Here is a 19108-nt window from a genome sequence, read left to right on the forward strand (position 1 = left end):
TAGAGGCTATTTATAAATAGCCTCTTATCTAAAAATATATCTTTTTTATAATGAAAAATAGAATTTTAATTTTAGCACTTCTCTTAAGTTCTTTGTTTGTAAGTAATGTTACAGCTCAACAAGATGCTCAGTATACTCAGTATATGTATAATACAATGAGTATAAATCCTGCATACGCTGGATCTAGAGATGGTATTAGCGCCTTACTACTTTACCGTACACAATGGGTAGGGTTAGATGGAGCTCCAGATACAGGAACTTTTAATATCCATTCCCCAATTGCAGAAGATAGTAAAATAGGGTTAGGGTTATCTGTAATAAATGATAGAATAGGTCCAACACAAGAAACTTATGTCGATGCAGATTTTTCTTACACAATAAATCTATCAGAAGAAAGTAAACTAGCTTTTGGTTTGAAAGTAGGAGGACATCTTTTAGATGTAAACTATTCAGAATTAAGTCAGTATAATGGAGGAGATGTTTTGCTGCAATCAGATATAGAAAATAAATTTTCTCCAAATTTTGGAGCAGGTATCTATTACCGTAAAGCAGATCGTTGGTACGTAGGACTTTCTGTTCCAAATATTTTAGAGACTAAGCACTTTGATGAAGCCTCTTTATCTCAAGCAAAAGAAAGAATAAATGCTTACTTGATAGCAGGATACGTTTTTGATATAAATGCTGATTTAAAATTAAAACCAGCCTTTTTACTAAAAGGTGTTCAAGGTGCACCATTAGCAGCAGATTTGTCTATAAATGCACTTTTAAAAGAAAAATTTACATTTGGATTAGCATATAGATGGGATGCAGCGGTTAGTGGTATGTTAGGCTACCAGCTCTCAGATAGCTTTATGTTAGGCTTTGGTTATGATAGAGAAACGACCGAGTTAGGACAAACACAATTTCAGCAAGGTTCATTTGAAGTTTTTCTTAGATTCGAACCAAGAGATGTAACAAAGATTTTATCACCAAGATTCTTCTAAAAGAACACAATACTTATGAAAAATAAAATTATCATACTTACAGTTTTTTCGATATTATCGTTCTCAACTTTTAAGGCTCAAGATAACGGTATATCTGCAAAAGTTGAAAAAAAATACGACAAGTTATCATATATAGAAACAACTAAAGCATTATTAAAATTAGTAGAAGACGGTAATCGTACACCAGAAGTTTTAAAAAAACTTGCCAATGCTTACTATTTTAATGTGAAAATGGAAGATGCTTCAAAATGGTACGGAGAACTTTTTGCAATTAAAGACATTGTTGTAGAATACGAATATTATTATCGTTATGCTATGGCTTTAAAAGCTATTGGTAATTACGATAAAGCTAATGAATATATGCAAAAATTTGCAGTACTTAAACCAAATGACTCTAGAGCAATTCTATTTAAAAAATCTCCAAATTATTTAGAGACAATAGAAGAATTATCAGGAGATTTTGAATTAGAAAATCTAGATTTTAATTCTCGTTTTTCAGATTTCGGAACATCCTTTTATAAAGAAGGAATTGTATTTGCATCATCAAGAGGAGATGGAAAACTTTATAAATGGAACGAGCAACCATTTTTAGACCTTTATTATATAAATGAAAGTGAAGGTAAGCCAGAAAAACTTTCAGAAAATATAAATACAAAATATCACGAGTCTTCAACCTCTTTCACAAAAGATGGTAATACAATGTACTTTACCAGAAACAATTATTTTAGAGGTAAAGCAAGAAAAAGCAACGAAAAAGTTAATGGATTAAAAATTTATAAAGCACAATTAGTAGATGGTAATTGGACAAATATAGAAAGTATGCCATTTAATAATGACGATTATAATGTAGCACATCCAGCTTTAAGTGTAGATGAAAAACGTTTATACTTTGCTAGTGATATGCCAGGTACTTATGGTAAATCAGACCTATTTTATGTAGATATAAACGAAGACGGTACATATGGTGATCCTGTTAATTTAGGTGAAACAATTAACACAGAAGGAAGAGAGAATTTTCCGTTTATAAGCAATAACGGAACACTTTATTTCTCATCAGACGGACACCAAGGTCTTGGAGGTTTAGATGTATTTATGAGTAATCTAGAAGCGACTAAAGTTGCTGTTACAAATCTAGGTAAACCAATAAACAGCTCAAGAGATGATTTTGAATTTATAATAGATGAAAACACTAACGAAGGTTATTTAACATCAAACCGTTATAACGGAAAAGGAGATGACGACATCTATAAATTTACAAGAGAATATTGTACACGTTTTATTTCTGGTACAACAGTAGATAAAAGAACAAACGCAATTATACCTTACGCTAGCGTTGTTATTTTAAACGAAAAAGGTGTAGAAGTACAAAACCTAACTTCAGACCAAAACGGAGCATTCAGCTATGAAGGAAGTTGTAAAAAACAAACGTATAAGGTCATAGCTTCTAAAGATGAATTTATACAATCTGAAGAAACCTTTAAAATAAACCCATCTAAAGAAGAAGATGTAGTTTTAAAACTAAACCTTAAACAAACTGAAAATGAACCTTTACCAGTAGGTAAAGATCTATTTACAGAACTAGACTTAAACCCAATTTATTTTGACTTTGATAAGTCTAACATTCGACCAGATGCACAAGTAGAATTACAAAAAGTAATAGATTACTTAAAGAAGTATCCAACAGTAAATATAGATGTCCAATCACATACAGACTCTAGAGCAACCGACCAATATAATATTGCGTTATCACAAAGACGTAACGAGTCTACAAAAAATTGGATAATCCAAAAAGGTAATATTGACCCGAGTAGAATATCAGGTAGAGGATATGGAGAAACACAATTAGTAAACCGTTGTTCTAACGGTGTAAAATGTTCAGAAGAAGAACATCAACAAAACAGAAGAAGTATGTTTATAGTTACTAGTAATTAAAACATAAAATAAATAAAAAAAAGTGCTTCTCTAAAGAAGCACTTTTTTATGCTCTAAAATTATATTACTAAATATTGCCTAAAAGGACTCAGAACAAATTTCGTATTTTGTAAATTTGTTAGACTTAAAAAATAAGATGGCAGAAGAAAAAGTAATTTTAGTAAACGAAAAAGACGAGCAAATAGGATTAATGCCTAAAATGGAAGCACATGAAAAAGCATTGCTACATAGAGCGTTTTCAGTATTTGTATTTAATGATAAAAACCAATTAATGTTGCAGCAACGTGCATTAACCAAGTATCATACGCCAGGTTTATGGACAAACACATGTTGTAGTCACCAACGTGAAGGAGAAAGTAACATAGCAGCAGGAAAAAGGCGGTTAATGGAAGAAATGGGCTTTGTAACAGAGCTAGAAGAAAAAACTTCTTTTATATACAAAGCACCTTTTGAAAACGGTCTTACAGAGCACGAATTTGACCACATTATGGTTGGTTATTATAATGATGAGCCAAACATAAATAAAGACGAAGTAGAAGCTTGGAAATGGATGTCTTTAGACGAAGTAAAGCTAGATATAGAACAGCATCCAGAACTATATACCGCATGGTTTAAGATTATTTTTGAAAAGTTTTACGAATTTATAAAGCATTAATCAATGAAAGTAACCGTTAGCAGAAAAGCACATTTTAATGCCGCACATAGGCTGTATAGAAAAGACTGGACAGAAGACAAAAATAATGACGTTTTTGGCAAATGTAATAACCCAAGCTTTCATGGTCATAATTACGAGCTAATTGCACATGTAACAGGAGATATTGATCCCGAAACAGGTTATGTAATTGATATGAAAATATTAAAAGATATCATAAAAGAAGAGGTAGAAGATGCTTTTGATCATAAAAACCTAAACGTAGACGTACCAGAATTTAAAAACTTAAACCCAACAGCAGAAAATATAGTTGTCGTAGTTTATAATAAAATTAAAGCCAAATTAGATCCAAAATTTGAACTACAAGTTACTTTGTACGAAACACCACGCAATTATGTAACTTATCCTTCAAAATAATTAGAATAAAACTATCAAAAACTAAGTTATATAGTGAAGATAATAAACTTTATATGTAGCTTTGCGCAAATTAAATTTTAATTATCATGGCAAATAAAAGAGACCTAAAAAAAGACATTAATTACGTTTTAGGAGATATTATTGAAGCTGTTTATATCTGGGAATATGCAAATACAGATAAAGACACAAAAGAAAGTGAAAAAATTATTGATGATGCAATAACAACTTTTGACGAGTTAATAGCAAAAGTAAACGCTAAAGATGTTGAAAATAAGAAAGTTCACTTTAAAGGTATTCAACAAGAACTAGAAGACAAAGGTAGAGCGTTAATAGAAAGAATTAACAAATTAGGATAATTTTTTAAAAAAAAGTTTGCAAATATCATTTCTCAAATTATATTTGCACTCGCTTTGCCGATGTAGCTCAGCTGGCTAGAGCAGCTGATTTGTAATCAGCAGGTCGTGGGTTCGAGTCCCTCCATCGGCTCTTAAAGCTTCTCAATAAAATGAGAAGCTTTTTTTATTAATAAAAGTTGATATTTAATCATAAAAAAAGCCATTCAATTTTGAATGGCTTTTTTAATTATTTCTGTTATTTTATTTAGTTTCTTCAGCTTTTCGTTTACTTATATAGTCTTCTAACTGCTTACCATATTTAGAGTTTTTAATCTCTGGAGTTAGTACTTTATTAATCGTATCTAGTAAGTTTAATCTAGCATCATAAATTTCAGATAAAGCTATATAAGGAGCAACTTCACTATCTTTATTATTAATAGCAAAATTAACAGCATATAAATATTTTCTTTTTGTAAAGCCTTCTAAAGCCTTTTCTGTTTTCTTTATAGCAGCAGAATCTTTATTTTTTAAAGCATCTAGATTTTCTTTAAAAACATCTAAGTTTTTGTTGTTTATTTTATTCATCATTTCTAGATACTCTTGGTAAAGTTCTTGTTGTTTAGAACCTTCAATTTTAGCGTAAAAATTAAAGTTTTCTAATTTGGTGTAAATTTTGGTTACACCTTTATCACCAAAGAAAGATATACGATCATTTTCTTTAGAGTTTTTATCTAAATACAAATGAAATACTTCTGGCTCATCAATCTCTGTTTGTAATGTAAAGTTAGAATCGCCATTTACAGTTACAGAATCTACAGTAACTAAAGTTGTATCAATTACTTTTTTTAGGTAAACAGTACCTTTTTTTAAACCTTTAACGGTAGCTTCAACAGTAAGTTTTTTTCCGCTATCACCGCAAGAAAAAATAAGTGTTACAAGAAGTAGTACTAAGATTTTTTTCATTTTTATTTAATTTTTAGTGGGCAAATATCTTATAAAAATCACAAAAATACTAACCAGCAGAAGCTAATTGCATTAAAATTGTACAGCCAATTGCAGCTATAGTACCAACTGCATAACCAAAAACAGCTAATAGTACACCAACTGTAGCTAATGATGGATGAAAAGCAGAAGCAACAATAGGTGCCGATGCAGCGCCACCAACATTTGCTTGACTACCTACAGCTAGGAAAAAGTAAGGTGCTTTAATAATTTTTGCTACAAAAATTAAAAGTAGCGCATGAATAGACATCCAAACTAATCCAATTGCAATTAAACCAACATTGTCAAATATTAAGGTTAAATCCATTTTCATACCAATACTTGCTACTAAAATATAGATAAATACACTACCAAATTTACTAGCGCCAGCACCTTCATAATTTCTAGCTTTTGTGAAAGAAAGTAAAATGGCAATTATAGTTGAAATACTTATCATCCAGAAAAAAGAACTGTCTAAAAAGGTAAATACATTTTTTAAAGTTTGGTTTTCTATACCATCAACAATGTTTTTGAAAAAAGGAGCTAAAATACCAGCAAATAGATGGGCTACACTAACAGTACCAAAAGCGATTGCAGCCATTAGCATTAAATCTGTTAAAGAAGGATTACGTTTTACGCTATCTGTAAAAGAAGACATTTTTTCTTTTAAGGATTCAATAGAAGATGTATCTGCTTTTAACCATTTGTTAATAGCGTTTCTTTTACCTATTCCTATTAAAAGAAGCGCCATCCATAAATTAGCAACAACAATATCTACAAAGACCATTCCGCCATAAAGTTTTTGATTATAACCGTAAATTTCTAGCATAGCAGTTTGGTTAGCTCCGCCACCAATCCAACTTCCTGCAAGGGTTGATAATCCTCTCCAAACAGCATCTGGACCAACACCGCCAACAGTTTCTGGAGAAAAAGCAGAAATCAATAAAATAGCTATAGGTCCTCCAATTACAATACCTATTGTACCTGTAAAAAACATGATTAGCGCTTTCCAACCTAAATTAAAAACACCTTTTAAATCAATACTTAAAGTCATAAGTACTAAAGCAGCTGGTAAAAGGTATCTACTTGCAACATAATATAGGTTTGTGCTATGTTTTGTTATTTCACCAGTGTCTGTGTTAGTAGTTTCCCATTCTGGAGCAATTAAACCTACAGTAGTTAAAACTGCAGGAAGCATATAAGCCATAAATAACCCAGGAACTATTTTATAAAATTTCTCCCAAAAGCCACCTTTTAAAGACTCTGTGTAAAAAATAGCACCAAGTGCTAACATTAATATTCCAAAAACGATAGTGTCGTTTGTAAATAATGGTTCGTTCATAGTTTAGTTTTATAGTTACCGCAAAATAATCAAATAAAACTGTAATAAAAAGGACTTAAAATAAAGTTTGGCACAGCATTTGTTTTATTTAAAGTGTAATTAATTATGATGACTTGGTAAAGGTGTGGTTACCTGATCTAACGAGTAATGATTACTCATATTTTTGGTTGGTTAGTATGAAAAAGCATCTCTTTTTGAGGTGCTTTTTCTATATAATAAACTTTAACAAAACTTTTAAATTCTAATTGTAAGGAAATCAGTATTATATAGACTAAATATATGTAATATTTGTGAAGACGTAATTATGGTGTGGTTACCATAATTAAATAGCAAAGATTATTCATATTTTTGGTTGGTTAGTACGAAAAAGCATCTCATTTTGAGGTGCTTTTTCTATTTTATGTCAAAATAAAGTTTGGCACAGCATTTGATTTATATAATATGTAATTATTTATGATGACTTAGTAAAAGGTGTGGTTACCTTAATTAACGAGTAAAGATTACTTATATTTTTGGTTGGTTAGTATGAAAAAGCATCCTTTTTAGGATGCTTTTTCTATTTAGGTATGTTGCCATTTAACTATTTAATAAAATTTGTAATAGTATCAATTAATCCTTCTGCAATAGGTCTTTGGGTTTCTGCATATGATTTTGAATTTTCTAAATCATCACCTTCTATAGTAACAAGTACGTGATTCATATTTTCTATTATTTTTAAAGTAGCATCTTTATTAGCTTCTTTTAAAAGTTTAGCTTCAGTTTCACTTACCTGTAAATCTTTAGTTCCGTTTATAACTAAAATAGGTATGTTTAAAGTACTTAAGACTTCTGTTGGATTATATTTCATCCAATTTATCATAAACTTTTGGATTTCGATATTAAATATAGAAGATAATGCCATAGGATAATCTGTAGTTGTTTTACCTTCTTTTAAAGTTTTAAATATACGTTTAGTATCTTCTGTAAAATTAGGTGCTGTTTTATTGACTTGTTCTATAATAACTTGATCAATACTTTGTCCAGCACCTGCTAAAGATATAAAACCATCTGCACGGTCCTTAGCAGCTAGCATACCAACTAAGCTACCTTGACTGTGCCCAATAACATAAATTTTATTAAAGTTTTTAGTGCTTTTAAAATAATCTATTACAGATTTTGCGTCTGTAACAAAATGATCAAAAATTATATTTTTATCTAAATTGTTAGATTTTAATTGTTTAACAATACGTTTATCATATCTGTATGTAGCAATATTGTTATTGGTAAGATTTACAGCTAATTTTTTTAAGCTGTTATTTTTTAAAAAATTTTGATTACCATCTCTGTCGGTAGGTCCAGATCCTGCAATTATAATAGCTAAATTAGGCTTTTTGACATTATTTGGTGATAATAATGTACCATCTATATGTTTATTTACAGAAATGTCTTGTTTTGTAAAACTAGATTCTTGTGCTATAAGTGTAGAGCTAAAACAAAGCGAAATAAAAAGAACTAAAAATTTCATATTATTTTTTAATTAAAAATTGTCAAAAAAGATGCCAATTTATAGTGTTAACATGTACAAAAATAACTGAATTTATTTTATCGATAGTTATCGAATTAATAATTTTAAATATTGTTTTTAATCCCTTATTTTGTGTTTTTAATCGATAAATGTTAAAATTAAGTGTATTTCATCGAATATTTGTGTTTTTAAACTATTTGAAAAGGAAATAATATTATGTTTGACACGTACTAAGAATTACATACTTTTTAGTTCAATGGATTAATTAATTAATATTTGCATCTTGATTAGATATAGAGACCCTAAATCTGACCAATATATAAGATGCCAAATAGCATAGAGTCAAGGTTGAGGGACCTTGACTCTTTTGTTTTTAATAATTTCTATTTAATAATTCTAAAGGTTAGATTTATTCTCTGACCAATATCTTTTTTAGTTTTTGCAATTTGATGTAACCAATGGTGTTGGGTTTTACCTTGCATTAAAAGTAAACTACCATGCTGAAGTAATAGTTTTTGTTTTAAAGATTTATCTTGTCTATGTTTTAAATGAAAGTATCGTTCTGCTCCAAAACTAACAGAAGCAATTATTGGGTTTTTTCCTAATTCTTTTTCATTATCTGCATGCCAGCCATTACTGTCGTTTCCGTTTCGGTATAAATTAGCAAGACACGTGGTAAATTTTGTGTTAACTTTAGTTTCGACTTTATCTTTTATTTGCTGTAGTTCTTCTGTAAAAACATGCGGATGCATTGTAATATTTGAATAACTGTAAGGCTTACCATTGTTGCCAAAAAGTGCAGTTAGTCTAGGTTGTTTATAGGTTTTTCCAAAAACAGTTATATCATCTTGTTGCCAATTTATATGTTTTAAAAGCGAATTAAAATAGGCGTCTGCTTCTTTTTTATTAAAAAAGTCTGGATAGTATTTAATGTCAGAATCTGGTAAATTTAATGATATGTCTTCAGGAAAAAGCATTTTTAAAATTGTAAATAAAAATATGCCCAATACATTAAAAAGAATTGTAATGGAATGCGTAAAATTAATACCCATTTTGGTAAACCTGCACTAGCTTTTTCATTAGAAAGCATATAGAAATGAACAGTAAAAAAAACAGCTAGCATTAAAATAATACCATAAATAGCTGTGTTTTTTGTTAAGGGAAAGCATAGCGTTGCACCAAGAATAATTTCGGCAACACCACTAAGTAATACCATTAATTTGTGATTAGGAATATAATTAGGCATAATGCGCATATACATTTTAGGTTTTACAAAATGCATTATTCCAGCCAAAATATACATACACGCCATAGCGTAAAGATGCCAAGGATAAATCATAGTAACTTTTTATTTTATAAATTTAACCTATAATTTATTTATCATGAAATTTAGCCTAACTCTTTTATTATTTTTTATAACTCAACTCACTTTTGCCCAACTACCTAAAGGCTTTGTATATGCGCAAGATAGTTTACCTAATTTAAAAGTTGAATTACGTTATTGCTATGATAATAATTTTGTTGGAGGACAAATAGATGGCTATGTAAACGAAGTTGTGATTACAACAACACAAACAGTAGAAGCCTTAAAAAAGGTACAAGCCGATTTAAAAAAAGAAGGTTTAACTCTAAAAGTTTTTGATGCTTACAGACCACAACGTGCAGTTAATCATTTTGTTCGTTGGGCAAAACAAGTTAATGATACAATGATGAAAATGCATTACTACCCAAAAGTAAATAAGCGTAATTTATTTAAAGAAGGTTACATTGCATCAAAATCTAGACACAGTAGTGGTAGCACTTTAGATGTAACTATAGTGAATTTAGAAACTGGTGAAGAACTAGATATGGGATCTCCTTTTGATTTTTTTGGACCAGAATCTTGGGTAAGCAATACTAATCTAACCGAAAAACAAATCGCTAACAGACAACGTTTACAAAATGTTATGCTTAAAAACGGTTTTAGAAATTACCCGAAAGAATGGTGGCATTTTACATTAAGAAATGAGCCGTTTAAAAACCAATATTTTGATTTTTTAGTAGAATAGTTTTTAGACGTGCTGATCAATCAAAACAGGATTACCATCAGGATCTAAAATCACAAAACTTGCTGGACCAGAACTGCTTTCGTCAGCTTCTGTAATTAAAGGTATTTGATAAGATTTGATGTGTTTCTGGATATCTCTTACATCTGTAAAATCTTCTAATTTATTAGCACTTTCGTCCCATCCAGGATTAAAAGTTAATATGTTTTTATCAAACATGTCTTGAAACAATCCTACAAGCGCGTTACCATTTTTCATGATTAAATAATTTTTTTCTATCTCTCCAGCAAAAGGTGTAAAGCCTAATTTTTCATAAAATGCTTTTGATTTATGTATGTCTTTTACAGCAAGACTAACTGAAAATGCGCCAAGTTTCATTATCTAATTTTTTAAAATGAAGTTTTGAAGATAGGTAATTTTTATCAAAATTGGGTTACTGTTTTAAATTCTTAATTCTTTCTAACAATGTAGGATGAGAATAATGCATAAACACGTACGCAGGATGAGGCGTTAAATTACTAAGACTGTTTTTAGATAACTTTTTAAGTGAAGTTATTAAAGGCTCTGCTTTGTAGGTGTTTTTTGCATAGTCATCTGCTTGGTATTCAAACTTTCTAGAAAACCAATTCATGATTAATCCTGTGATTTCAGAAAGCGGACTATATAAAATACCAAATGCAATTAACCCGATATGAAAGCTTGTTTCTTGTACACCTAAAGCTTCAGAAAGCATAGGATTGTCAATTAATAATGACAATATAAAAAGTGTGAAACCTGTTAGTAAAATAGAAGAAATTAAATTAAAAATAATGTGTTTTTTCTTGTAATGACCAACCTCATGCGCTAGTACTGCAACGATTTCATCTTCATCTAAATCATTAACTAAAGTATCGTAAAGTGTCACACGCTTTTCATTTCCAAATCCAGAAAAATAGGCATTGGCTTTTGTGCTTCGTTTAGAACCGTCAATGATAAAAATCTTATCTAGATTAAAGCCAACACTTTCAGCATATTTAGAAATTGCATCACGCAAACTTCCGTCTTCTAAAGGTGTTTGTTTATTAAAAATAGGTACTATTAATCGCGAATAAAATAGGTTGATAAAAATGGTGAAAACAGATACTAAAATCCAAGCATAAATCCAGAATAAATCTTTAGTTGTGTGATAAAACCATGTGATGATGCCTAGTATGATTCCGCCAACAATTATGGTCATTAACCAACCTTTAATTTTATCTAAAATAAAGGTTTCTTTAGTAGTTTTATTAAACCCAAACTGTTCTTCAATCACAAAGGTTTTGTAATAAGAAAATGGCGTGGTCAAAATATCACTACCTATCATTATAATTCCAAAAAAGATAAGCGTTACCAAAATATTATGGTCTGTAATTTGTCTAGCTAATTGGTCAACAAAAGCAAAACCGTCTAAAAAGAAAAACGCCAACGTTAGCACAAAAGAAAATGTAGAAGTTAATATCCCAAAACGATAGTTAGTAGCTTTATAGCGTTGTGATTTTTTATACTCGTTTTCATCATAAACATCCTGTAGTTCTTTGGGTAATTGGTCATTATAATGTTTCGCGTTAAGCGCATCTAAAATTTTATCAATAATAAAATTAATGCTTATAATTGCGATGATGATATAGAATAGGGTAGTGTGATTCATGATAATATTTTAAATAAAATCTCTTTGTCTTTTAGCTTCAAAAACTAAAATTCCAGCAGCAACAGATACATTCATAGAGTCAATTTTTCCACTCATTGGGATAATGATGTTTTGTGTTGAAGCATCGCGCCAAGCTTGACTTAAGCCATCTGCTTCTGTACCAACAACAATAGCGCTGGCTTTAGTGAAATCTTGTTTATGATAATATGCTGCATCCTGCAAAATAGCACTGTAAATATTAATGTTATTCGACTTTAAAAATGCGATAATATCTTCTGTATTACCAGTCGCAATGGTATTAGTAAACAAGCAACCAACACTAGATCTAATAATGTTTGGATTGTACAAATCGGTTTTAGGATTTGCTAATATAAAAGCATCTACGTTTGCTGCATCTGCGGTACGTAACAACGCGCCGATGTTTCCAGGTTTTTCAGGTGCTTCTGCAATTAAAATTAATGGATTTTTATTGTTTAGTTTCAAGTTGTCTAATTGATGCGATTTACTTTTAGCAATCGCTACAATACCTTCAGTTGTGTCTCTATGCGCTATTTTTTGATAAACGTCTTTAGAGATTTCAATGACTTGAGTAGAATTATTTAGCTTAGGTAAACTGTCTTCTGGACAAATTTCAGGATAAAACAAAAGGGTTTTTATATCGTAATGTCCTTGTAAAGCCAAATGTATTTCGCGTAAACCTTCAACAATAAACAGGTTTGTTTTACGACGTTCTCTAGATTTTTCTTTTAATAAAACTATCTGTTTTATTAGTTGGTTTTGTGTGCTAGAAATTTGTTTGTAATTCATAACACAAAAGTAATTTAAAAAATGTAAGTATTGTAACAATATAACGACCTAGCACTAATTATAACGATAAACCTTAAACATGAAAAATTTTTTATTACTAATTACTTTAGCTGTTTTTCTTTTTAACTGTAAAGAACAAACAAAAAAAGAAACTGAGATTACTACTGATTACAAAAAAGAAGAATTAGATGTTACAACTTCAATTTACCCTGAAACATTAACTAAAATTTTTGATGCGCATGGAGGAATTGACCTTTGGAATCAAATGAAATCTTTAGAGTTTACAATGCCAAAACCTAACGGAAATGAAGTAACCTTAACCAACTTAAAAACTAGAGAAGCTTTAATAACACATCCTGATTTTGTGATTGGACATGATGGTGCAAAAACTTGGTATGTAAATAATAAAGAAGGCGAGTACAAAGGTTACGACCCTAAATATTATTATAATTTGATGTTTTACTTTTATGCAATGCCTTTTGTATTTGGAGATGATGGTATTAACATTAGCGATGCAGAACCATTAACCTTTGAAGGAAAAACATATCCTGGTATTAAATTTACTTATGAAAATGGAGTAGGAGAAACACCAGAAGATCAATATATTGTGTATTACAACCCAGAAACTTACGTAATGGAATGGTTAGGATATACCGTAAACTTTATACCTGGTATTGATACTACCGAATTTCATTTTAGAAGATATAGCAAATGGCAAGATGTAAATGGTATCTTATTACCTGCTGAAATGGTGCGTTATAAATACAAAAATAATTTACCTACAGAACCAATGGGAACAACACAATTTATAGATGTTAAATTAACAAAACAAGCTGTTCCAAAAGCGACTTTTAAAGCTCCAGAAATTGCTACAATAGTAGAATAAAAAAAGCGAGCATTTAGCTCGCTTTTTTTTATTATTGGTTTTTATATTTTTCTGAGTAGCGTTTTGCTAATTCTGTTTGATGTGTTTCAAGACTAATATCTCTACCTTGTATAAAGGCTTTAGTTAGTTTGTTGGTACGCATATCTAAAGCATCACCTTCACTAATAAAAAGTGTGGCATCTTTACCAACTTCTAAAGATCCAACAGTATCATCAATACCTAAAATCTTTGCTGTGTTGTAAGTGATTAAACTTAAAGCTTGTTCTTTAGTTAATCCGTAAGCAACAGTAGTGCCTGCTAAAAATGGTAAGTTTCTAGTGTTCATTCGTTCCATATCACCAGCATTTTCAAGACCAACTAAAACGCCAGCATTAACTAACTCTGTAGCTAATTTATATGGTAAATCGTAATCGTCATCACCACTATTTGGTAAAGAGTGTACACGTTGTAAAAGCACAGGCACATTATTTTCTTTTAATAAGTCTGTTACGTTGTTAGCTTCGTAACCTCCAACAATTACAGTCTTTTTTATGTTTTGCGCTTTCGCGAAATTGATAGCGTCTGTAATTCCTTTTTCGTTGTCTACATGTACATAAAGCGTTTTATTACCATTTATTAGTCCTTGTAAAGCATCAAAAGGAATATCTTTTGGAGATGTATTACCCGCTTGATAGGCTTTATTTTCTGCAAAATAGTTTTTTAATTCGTCTACTTCTTTGCTGTAATTTTTGTTTTCGGTTAAAACCATTGGTTCTCCTAACCACCAACGACCGCGCGAATATGCTCTTGGCCAATTTAGATGAATACCATCATCTTCTTTTATGATCGCATCTTCCCAATTCCAAGCATCTAATTGTACAATGCTTGACGTTCCAGAAATACGTCCGCCACGTGGTGTAATTTGTGCCATTAAAACACCGTTTGGACGCATAGATTCTACAACTTTAGATTCGGTATTATATGCAATTATACTTCTTACATGCGGATTCATAGCTCCGATTTCATCTTCATCATCACTAGCTCTTACAGCATCTACTTCTACTAAACCTAATGTAGAATTAGGAGCAATAAAACCAGGATATACATGTTTGCCTTTTGCGTCTATAACTTTGCCTTGTCTGGCTATTTTCATCATAGCACTACCAACAAAAGTAATTTTTCCGTTGTCAAACATGATTAAAGAATTTTTAATCACATTACCGTTACCCATATGTAAGGTAGCACCTTCTATAGAGTAAGCATTTGTTTGTTTTGGTGCTGGTGTTTGCTGTGCTAAACCATAAAGACTCACCAAAAGTGTTAGGATTAATATATTTAGTTTTTTCATTTTTTATACGTTTTGATTATACACGTTGTCCTTTTTTAAAACTGATGTTCTACAGAGTCACAGTGTAATAATTCTTTTTCTTTTTTCTCAATTGGCTTCGTCTTTAACCCTTTGTGTTTTGCTTGAAGCATCATTGAGGTTAATTCATTTTTTTCTTTTTCCATTGCTTCACGAAGTTGTGCATCACGTTCAATATCAAAATAAACTGTACCGTCAATAATTGTTTTTTCTGCTTTAGCATAAATAGATAACGGATGATCTGACCATAAAACTACATCTGCATCTTTACCAACTTTTATACTTCCTACACGATCATCAATGTGTAATAATTTTGCTGGGTTTAAAGTCACAAACTTCCAAGCGTCTTCTTCGCTAATATCTCCGTATTTTACACTTTTTGCAGCTTCTTGATTTAAGCGTCTAGACATTTCGGCATCATCACTATTAATAGCAACCGTTACACCTGCATTGTGCATGATTGGTGCGTTAAAAGGAATAGCATCGTTAACCTCATATTTATATGCCCACCAATCGCTAAATGTAGATCCGCCAACACCGTGTTCTACCATTTTATCGGCTACTTTATAACCTTCTAAAATATGTGTGAAGGTATTAATGTTGAAGTTGAATCGTTCTGCAACCTTCATTAGCATATTAATTTCACTTTGTACGTAAGAGTGACAAGAAATGAAACGTTCTTTATTTAAAATCTCGGCAATAGTTTCTAACTCAATATCTTTTCTATATGGTTTACCGCTTTTCTTTAATGCATCATATTCTTTTGCTCTTTGAAAATAATCTATGAAAACCTGCTCTACACCCATTCTGGTTTGTGGGAATCTGTTTCTACTATCATCGCCCCAATTACTTTGCTTTACGTTTTCACCTAAAGCAAACTTGATAAATTTTGGAGTGTTTGTATAAATTAAATTTTCTGGAGTTTCTCCCCATTTTAATTTAATAATTGCCGAACGACCACCAATTGGATTTGCAGATCCGTGTAGTACTTGTATTGATGTAACACCACCAGAAAGGTTGCGGTAAATGTTAATATCTTCGGCGTCTAAAACGTCTTCTATGCTTACTTCTGCAGTGCTATTATGACCAGCTTCGTTGACGCTTGAAGTTGCAATATGCGAATGTTCGTCAATAATTCCAGACGTTAAATGCTTTCCTGTAGCATCTACAATTGTTGCATTACCAGCGCTAAGATTTTTTCCGATTTTAGAAATTTTTCCGTTTTTAATTAAAACGTCTGTTTGTTCTAAAATACCTTCGGCTTCATTAGTCCAAACCGTTGCGTTTTTAAATAAAATAGTTTCTTGTTGAGGTAGGCTAGTAAAACCATAAGCCATGTTAGGATAAGTAACAGGGAATAGTTTTGGCATTTCACTTTCTTTATCTTCGTCTTTATCGCTTTTTTTCTCTTCAGTTTTTTCTGAAGCTTTTTTAGTAGCGTTAAAAGCAAATTCTTTTCCGTTAGGTAAAATTGCTTTTCCTTTTATGTTTTCTGAATCTGAAATTTTTGAAACAACTCTTACAAACTCTTGTTTTGTAGTGTCAATTGTAGAAAAAGTTAGCGTTAACCATTCGTCAGAAAAGTTAATTTTAGAACCTAACTCTTTATCTTCAGTTTTTACTTTAGACTTCAGTTTTTCTACATCTCCAGAGATTGATAATTCGTAATCGGTATTGTTTAATTTAAATGTGTAATCTCCACGCAAGTCTTTGGTGTCCATTGGTGTTATTTCATCTTTAACACCAGTTACCCAGTTTTGATAAATGGTTGTTTCTTTATCAAAAATATCTCCGGAAGTGATTAAAAAGTTAGCATAAGCACCAGTTTTTAAATGTCCTAATTGAGTAGATTTGCCAATGATTTGAGCAGGAATAGTTGTTAAAGCTTCTAATGCTTTAGTTTTATCTAAACCATATTCTATAGCTTTTTGAAGATTAGCCAACAAGTCTTTTTCTTCTTTTAAATCATGAGTTGTAAAAGCAAAAGTAATATTGTTATCTGCTAATACTTTAGGATTTGAAGGTGCTTGATTCCATGCTTTTAAGTCGGCTAAACTAACAGAGCTAGCCATTAATGGGTCTTCCATATCATATGCATCTGGAAAATCTACGGGTACAATAAACTGTGCGTTTGTCGCTTTGATGTCTTTAATCCATTCGTATTCATCACCGCCAGCAACAAAAACATATTGAGTATTAAATTGATCACCGATTTTATCAAAACGAAGTACATTTTCTTTGCTAGAAGCATTAAGAATTTGAATTTCATTTCTATTAGCATTAAACGCTTCTAAAGCACGATCTTTCTCTTTTATATTTCCTTTTGCGTACCAATCTGCGTCAAGATTTACTTGTCTTAATAATGCCATAGTACCCATTAAAGATGTTGGGTACATTTGACGTGATGTTTTACTTTTTGAAGTACCGTAAAACTGACCTAATTTTTCGTCTAATAATCTTGTAGCATCACTACCTTCTGGAGCTAATGTAATCAATACGCCAGTACCTTGGATAATTCCGTCATCAATGTGAGAGTTGACAACTCCAAAACCAGCTTTTCTAAGTTTTTCAGCTTTTTTGCTATCAAAGTCAAAAAAGTCTAATGCGTTTTGGTCAGGTCTTATGTGGTCGTTCCAATAAAAACCTTCACGACTTGCATCGTATTGAGGTGATCGTCTATTACTTGAAGCGTTTTCAACAGGTTTCATTCCAAAATCGCTGTACGTTTCAATAAATGAAGGGTAAATAGTTTTACCACTTAAATCTACAGTTACTGCATTTTTTGGGACAGATATATTATTACCACTAGCAACTACTTTTCCGTCTTTAATTAAAAGTGTACCATTATCTACAATTTGTGTTGGAGTAATGTAGATCTTAGCATTTGTAAATGCTGTGTAATTAGAGGTGTTAGTTTTTACACCATCATTTTTAGGAATATATTCTTGTGCAAAGGAATAACTACACAACAATAGTCCTAAAAAGCTTAGGATTTTTCTCATAAGATTAGTTAGTTTAAAGTCTTAAAGAGACTAAAGATAAGTCTTAAAGCAACCCATTCAAAATCAAGGGTGAAATTTTAACTTTTTTAAAGTGTTTTATTTTGTAGGTAATTTACTAGTAATGCCACTACATAGCTGTAGCTTTCCATACCTTTTGCTTGGTTATTAGCTTTTAGGTAAGTGGTATATGTGCTTTTAAAGAAAATTTCTGATGGGTTTTTATAACCATTCCAAAAGTCTTGTACTTCTTGGTAGTTTTTGATAATACCAGGGTTTATAGTTTCAACTAATTCAAAATAAGTATCAGGATTACGTTTATAGACTTCTCTTAAGCAATGTCTTAATCCAAAGGTGTAACCACAATATTTAAAATAAATATCTGGATTGTTTACAGATGCTAAAAAGCCCATAAAATTAGCTTCGTTTTCTAAAGCATAACCTAATTGGTGTGCAATCTCGTGTGCAGAAGTAGTTGGGAATTTATACTCCGGAATTAAATAATCTACTTGCGCTTCGTTAGTTAGCGGATTCAAATAACCGCTAAAACCCATATACGTAAGCGGTAAACTAAAAATCGATGTCTTTAAACTTTTTGGATGGTATTCTAAGTGCGGAAATTCTTTTTCCAGCGCTTTATAACCATTAGGAGTTTGTTTTAAAATTTCTGTTTTAGTGTAAGGTAAAACGACTTTTACAGTGTCGTTTTTGGCAATTTGCAACTGTAAACTGTTGGATTTTTCAATAAGTTTTTTGGTGACCGAAAGTAGTTGCTCTGTAGTGTAATTATCTTCTAATTTTAAGTTTTTGTGTAAAGGATTACGGTAATAATTAAATCCCCAAAGTAAATGAAACGCAAAATACACAACACCCAAAACAGCACCAACATCTAACAACCATTTTACGGTATCTTTATAAATGCGTTTTCTATTTAAAACTAACCATCTAAGTATTAAGATCAAGCCAACACCATAAACGAAATCACCAAAACTAAACGGTAACCAACCCAAAACATATCTAAAGAATTTAGATAAAAACGGATATAAACCGTCGCTATAATAACGGTCTACAAATTCAGGAAAACGTTTGGCAAGTTGCACCAAAATGTAGGTAGGTACAATTAATCCCGTTAAAATTAATTTGGTGTGTTTTCGCATAGACCTCAAAAATAAATAAAATAAACCCTCATTGGTTATGTTTTAAGTATTCTTTTA

Annotated in this window: 18 protein-coding genes and 1 tRNA gene; 8 read left to right on the plus strand and 11 right to left on the minus strand. The window is 30.9% G+C overall.

Translation table 11 applies throughout. From position 1 onward, the window contains the following. Nucleotides 1–50 precede the first annotated feature (50 nt). The 6 genes from ACEQT4_RS09750 to ACEQT4_RS09775 all read left to right on the plus strand — a co-directional run bounded on the left by ACEQT4_RS09750 (nt 51) and on the right by ACEQT4_RS09775 (nt 4470). Nucleotides 51–983, plus strand: coding sequence for a type IX secretion system membrane protein PorP/SprF (locus tag ACEQT4_RS09750; protein ID WP_370227313.1), 933 nt, complete (start codon nt 51–53; stop codon nt 981–983). A gap of 15 nt (nt 984–998) precedes the next feature. Next, entirely contained in the window at nt 999–2915 is a 1917-nt protein-coding gene (locus tag ACEQT4_RS09755) for an OmpA family protein (protein ID WP_370227315.1), read from the plus strand. Nucleotides 2916–3051: 136 nt separating this feature from the next. After that, nucleotides 3052–3570 (plus strand): isopentenyl-diphosphate Delta-isomerase, encoded by a 519-nt coding sequence (idi, locus tag ACEQT4_RS09760; RefSeq protein WP_027880700.1) that lies wholly within the window; start codon nt 3052–3054, stop codon nt 3568–3570. 3 nt (nt 3571–3573) lie between these two features. Next, nucleotides 3574–3984: a 6-carboxytetrahydropterin synthase gene (locus ACEQT4_RS09765; protein WP_304143995.1), complete on the plus strand. Its 411-nt coding sequence runs from the start codon at nt 3574–3576 to the stop codon at nt 3982–3984. Nucleotides 3985–4070: 86 nt separating this feature from the next. Beyond that, nucleotides 4071–4340: a hypothetical protein gene (locus ACEQT4_RS09770; protein ID WP_027880698.1), complete on the plus strand. Its 270-nt coding sequence runs from the start codon at nt 4071–4073 to the stop codon at nt 4338–4340. A 56-nt stretch (nt 4341–4396) separates the two neighbouring features. Beyond that, nucleotides 4397–4470, plus strand: a tRNA-Thr gene (locus ACEQT4_RS09775). Nucleotides 4471–4580: 110 nt separating this feature from the next. Here ACEQT4_RS09775 and ACEQT4_RS09780 read toward each other — a convergent pair. The 5 genes from ACEQT4_RS09780 to ACEQT4_RS09800 all read right to left on the minus strand — a co-directional run bounded on the left by ACEQT4_RS09780 (nt 4581) and on the right by ACEQT4_RS09800 (nt 9485). Next, nucleotides 4581–5282 carry a DUF4369 domain-containing protein gene (locus ACEQT4_RS09780; protein ID WP_370227319.1) on the minus strand — a complete coding sequence of 234 codons (702 nt, stop codon included), beginning with the start codon at nt 5280–5282 and terminating at the stop codon, nt 4581–4583. Nucleotides 5283–5331: 49 nt separating this feature from the next. Beyond that, nucleotides 5332–6642 carry a DUF819 domain-containing protein gene (locus ACEQT4_RS09785; protein ID WP_027880696.1) on the minus strand — a complete coding sequence of 437 codons (1311 nt, stop codon included), beginning with the start codon at nt 6640–6642 and terminating at the stop codon, nt 5332–5334. Between the two features lie 580 nt (nt 6643–7222). Next, nucleotides 7223–8146, minus strand: a complete 924-nt coding sequence (locus ACEQT4_RS09790; protein WP_370227322.1) for an alpha/beta hydrolase — start codon at nt 8144–8146, stop codon at nt 7223–7225. 383 nt (nt 8147–8529) lie between these two features. After that, nucleotides 8530–9123 carry an alpha-ketoglutarate-dependent dioxygenase AlkB gene (locus tag ACEQT4_RS09795; protein WP_370227325.1) on the minus strand — a complete coding sequence of 198 codons (594 nt, stop codon included), beginning with the start codon at nt 9121–9123 and terminating at the stop codon, nt 8530–8532. 2 nt (nt 9124–9125) lie between these two features. After that, complete coding sequence (locus tag ACEQT4_RS09800; RefSeq protein WP_370227327.1) at nt 9126–9485, minus strand: MauE/DoxX family redox-associated membrane protein; 360 nt, start codon at nt 9483–9485, stop codon at nt 9126–9128. A gap of 43 nt (nt 9486–9528) precedes the next feature. On the opposite strand from ACEQT4_RS09800, the gene ACEQT4_RS09805 reads away from it, so the two are divergent. Further along, entirely contained in the window at nt 9529–10194 is a 666-nt protein-coding gene (locus tag ACEQT4_RS09805) for a M15 family metallopeptidase (protein WP_370227329.1), read from the plus strand. Between the two features lie 3 nt (nt 10195–10197). Here ACEQT4_RS09805 and ACEQT4_RS09810 read toward each other — a convergent pair whose 3' ends face one another. The 3 genes from ACEQT4_RS09810 to ACEQT4_RS09820 are packed head-to-tail and all read right to left on the minus strand — an operon-like array spanning nt 10198 to nt 12664. Further along, nucleotides 10198–10569, minus strand: coding sequence for a VOC family protein (locus tag ACEQT4_RS09810; protein ID WP_336128446.1), 372 nt, complete (start codon nt 10567–10569; stop codon nt 10198–10200). Nucleotides 10570–10624: 55 nt separating this feature from the next. Continuing rightward, nucleotides 10625–11857, minus strand: a complete 1233-nt coding sequence (locus ACEQT4_RS09815; RefSeq protein WP_370227333.1) for a M48 family metallopeptidase — start codon at nt 11855–11857, stop codon at nt 10625–10627. A 9-nt stretch (nt 11858–11866) separates the two neighbouring features. Continuing rightward, on the minus strand, nt 11867–12664 hold the full coding sequence (locus ACEQT4_RS09820) for a TrmH family RNA methyltransferase (RefSeq protein WP_370227335.1): 798 nt from the start codon (nt 12662–12664) through the stop codon (nt 11867–11869). Nucleotides 12665–12743: 79 nt separating this feature from the next. Here ACEQT4_RS09820 and ACEQT4_RS09825 point away from each other — a divergent pair, with 79 nt between their 5' ends. Further along, the gene (locus tag ACEQT4_RS09825) at nt 12744–13550 is read left to right on the plus strand and encodes a DUF6503 family protein (RefSeq protein WP_370227338.1); all 807 of its coding nucleotides are present in this window, start codon (nt 12744–12746) and stop codon (nt 13548–13550) included. 31 nt (nt 13551–13581) lie between these two features. On the opposite strand, the gene ACEQT4_RS09830 is transcribed toward ACEQT4_RS09825, so the two are convergent. The 3 genes from ACEQT4_RS09830 to ACEQT4_RS09840 form a co-directional block, all read right to left on the minus strand. Then, on the minus strand, nt 13582–14877 hold the full coding sequence (locus tag ACEQT4_RS09830; RefSeq protein WP_370227341.1) for an amidohydrolase family protein: 1296 nt from the start codon (nt 14875–14877) through the stop codon (nt 13582–13584). A 35-nt stretch (nt 14878–14912) separates the two neighbouring features. Further along, nucleotides 14913–17897, minus strand: a complete 2985-nt coding sequence (locus tag ACEQT4_RS09835) for an amidohydrolase family protein (protein ID WP_370227343.1) — start codon at nt 17895–17897, stop codon at nt 14913–14915. Between the two features lie 86 nt (nt 17898–17983). Beyond that, a complete protein-coding gene (locus tag ACEQT4_RS09840) occupies nt 17984–19051 on the minus strand; it encodes a DUF3810 domain-containing protein (protein WP_370227346.1) in 1068 nt (355 codons plus the stop codon). Nucleotides 19052–19108 lie beyond the last annotated feature (57 nt).

The sequence above is a fragment of the Mesoflavibacter sp. genome (assembly GCF_964226795.1).
In the GTDB taxonomy this organism is placed as follows: Bacteria; Bacteroidota; Bacteroidia; order Flavobacteriales; family Flavobacteriaceae; genus Mesoflavibacter; species Mesoflavibacter zeaxanthinifaciens.

What these genes read in the sequence shown, in the direction of transcription:
- ACEQT4_RS09805 (WP_370227329.1), top strand. Translation starts at nt 9,529, where the DNA reads ATGAAATTTAGCCTAACTCTTTTATTATTTTTTATAACTCAACTCACT.
- ACEQT4_RS09795 (WP_370227325.1), bottom strand. Translation starts at nt 9,123, where the DNA reads ATGCTTTTTCCTGAAGACATATCATTAAATTTACCAGATTCTGACATT.
- ACEQT4_RS09825 (WP_370227338.1), top strand. Translation starts at nt 12,744, where the DNA reads ATGAAAAATTTTTTATTACTAATTACTTTAGCTGTTTTTCTTTTTAAC.
- ACEQT4_RS09790 (WP_370227322.1), bottom strand. Translation starts at nt 8,146, where the DNA reads ATGAAATTTTTAGTTCTTTTTATTTCGCTTTGTTTTAGCTCTACACTT.
- ACEQT4_RS09840 (WP_370227346.1), bottom strand. Translation starts at nt 19,051, where the DNA reads ATGCGAAAACACACCAAATTAATTTTAACGGGATTAATTGTACCTACC.
- ACEQT4_RS09820 (WP_370227335.1), bottom strand. Translation starts at nt 12,664, where the DNA reads ATGAATTACAAACAAATTTCTAGCACACAAAACCAACTAATAAAACAG.
- ACEQT4_RS09800 (WP_370227327.1), bottom strand. Translation starts at nt 9,485, where the DNA reads ATGATTTATCCTTGGCATCTTTACGCTATGGCGTGTATGTATATTTTG.
- ACEQT4_RS09750 (WP_370227313.1), top strand. Translation starts at nt 51, where the DNA reads ATGAAAAATAGAATTTTAATTTTAGCACTTCTCTTAAGTTCTTTGTTT.
- ACEQT4_RS09765 (WP_304143995.1), top strand. Translation starts at nt 3,574, where the DNA reads ATGAAAGTAACCGTTAGCAGAAAAGCACATTTTAATGCCGCACATAGG.
- ACEQT4_RS09780 (WP_370227319.1), bottom strand. Translation starts at nt 5,282, where the DNA reads ATGAAAAAAATCTTAGTACTACTTCTTGTAACACTTATTTTTTCTTGC.
- ACEQT4_RS09755 (WP_370227315.1), top strand. Translation starts at nt 999, where the DNA reads ATGAAAAATAAAATTATCATACTTACAGTTTTTTCGATATTATCGTTC.
- ACEQT4_RS09785 (WP_027880696.1), bottom strand. Translation starts at nt 6,642, where the DNA reads ATGAACGAACCATTATTTACAAACGACACTATCGTTTTTGGAATATTA.
- ACEQT4_RS09770 (WP_027880698.1), top strand. Translation starts at nt 4,071, where the DNA reads ATGGCAAATAAAAGAGACCTAAAAAAAGACATTAATTACGTTTTAGGA.
- ACEQT4_RS09835 (WP_370227343.1), bottom strand. Translation starts at nt 17,897, where the DNA reads ATGAGAAAAATCCTAAGCTTTTTAGGACTATTGTTGTGTAGTTATTCC.
- ACEQT4_RS09810 (WP_336128446.1), bottom strand. Translation starts at nt 10,569, where the DNA reads ATGAAACTTGGCGCATTTTCAGTTAGTCTTGCTGTAAAAGACATACAT.
- idi (WP_027880700.1), top strand. Translation starts at nt 3,052, where the DNA reads ATGGCAGAAGAAAAAGTAATTTTAGTAAACGAAAAAGACGAGCAAATA.
- ACEQT4_RS09815 (WP_370227333.1), bottom strand. Translation starts at nt 11,857, where the DNA reads ATGAATCACACTACCCTATTCTATATCATCATCGCAATTATAAGCATT.
- ACEQT4_RS09830 (WP_370227341.1), bottom strand. Translation starts at nt 14,877, where the DNA reads ATGAAAAAACTAAATATATTAATCCTAACACTTTTGGTGAGTCTTTAT.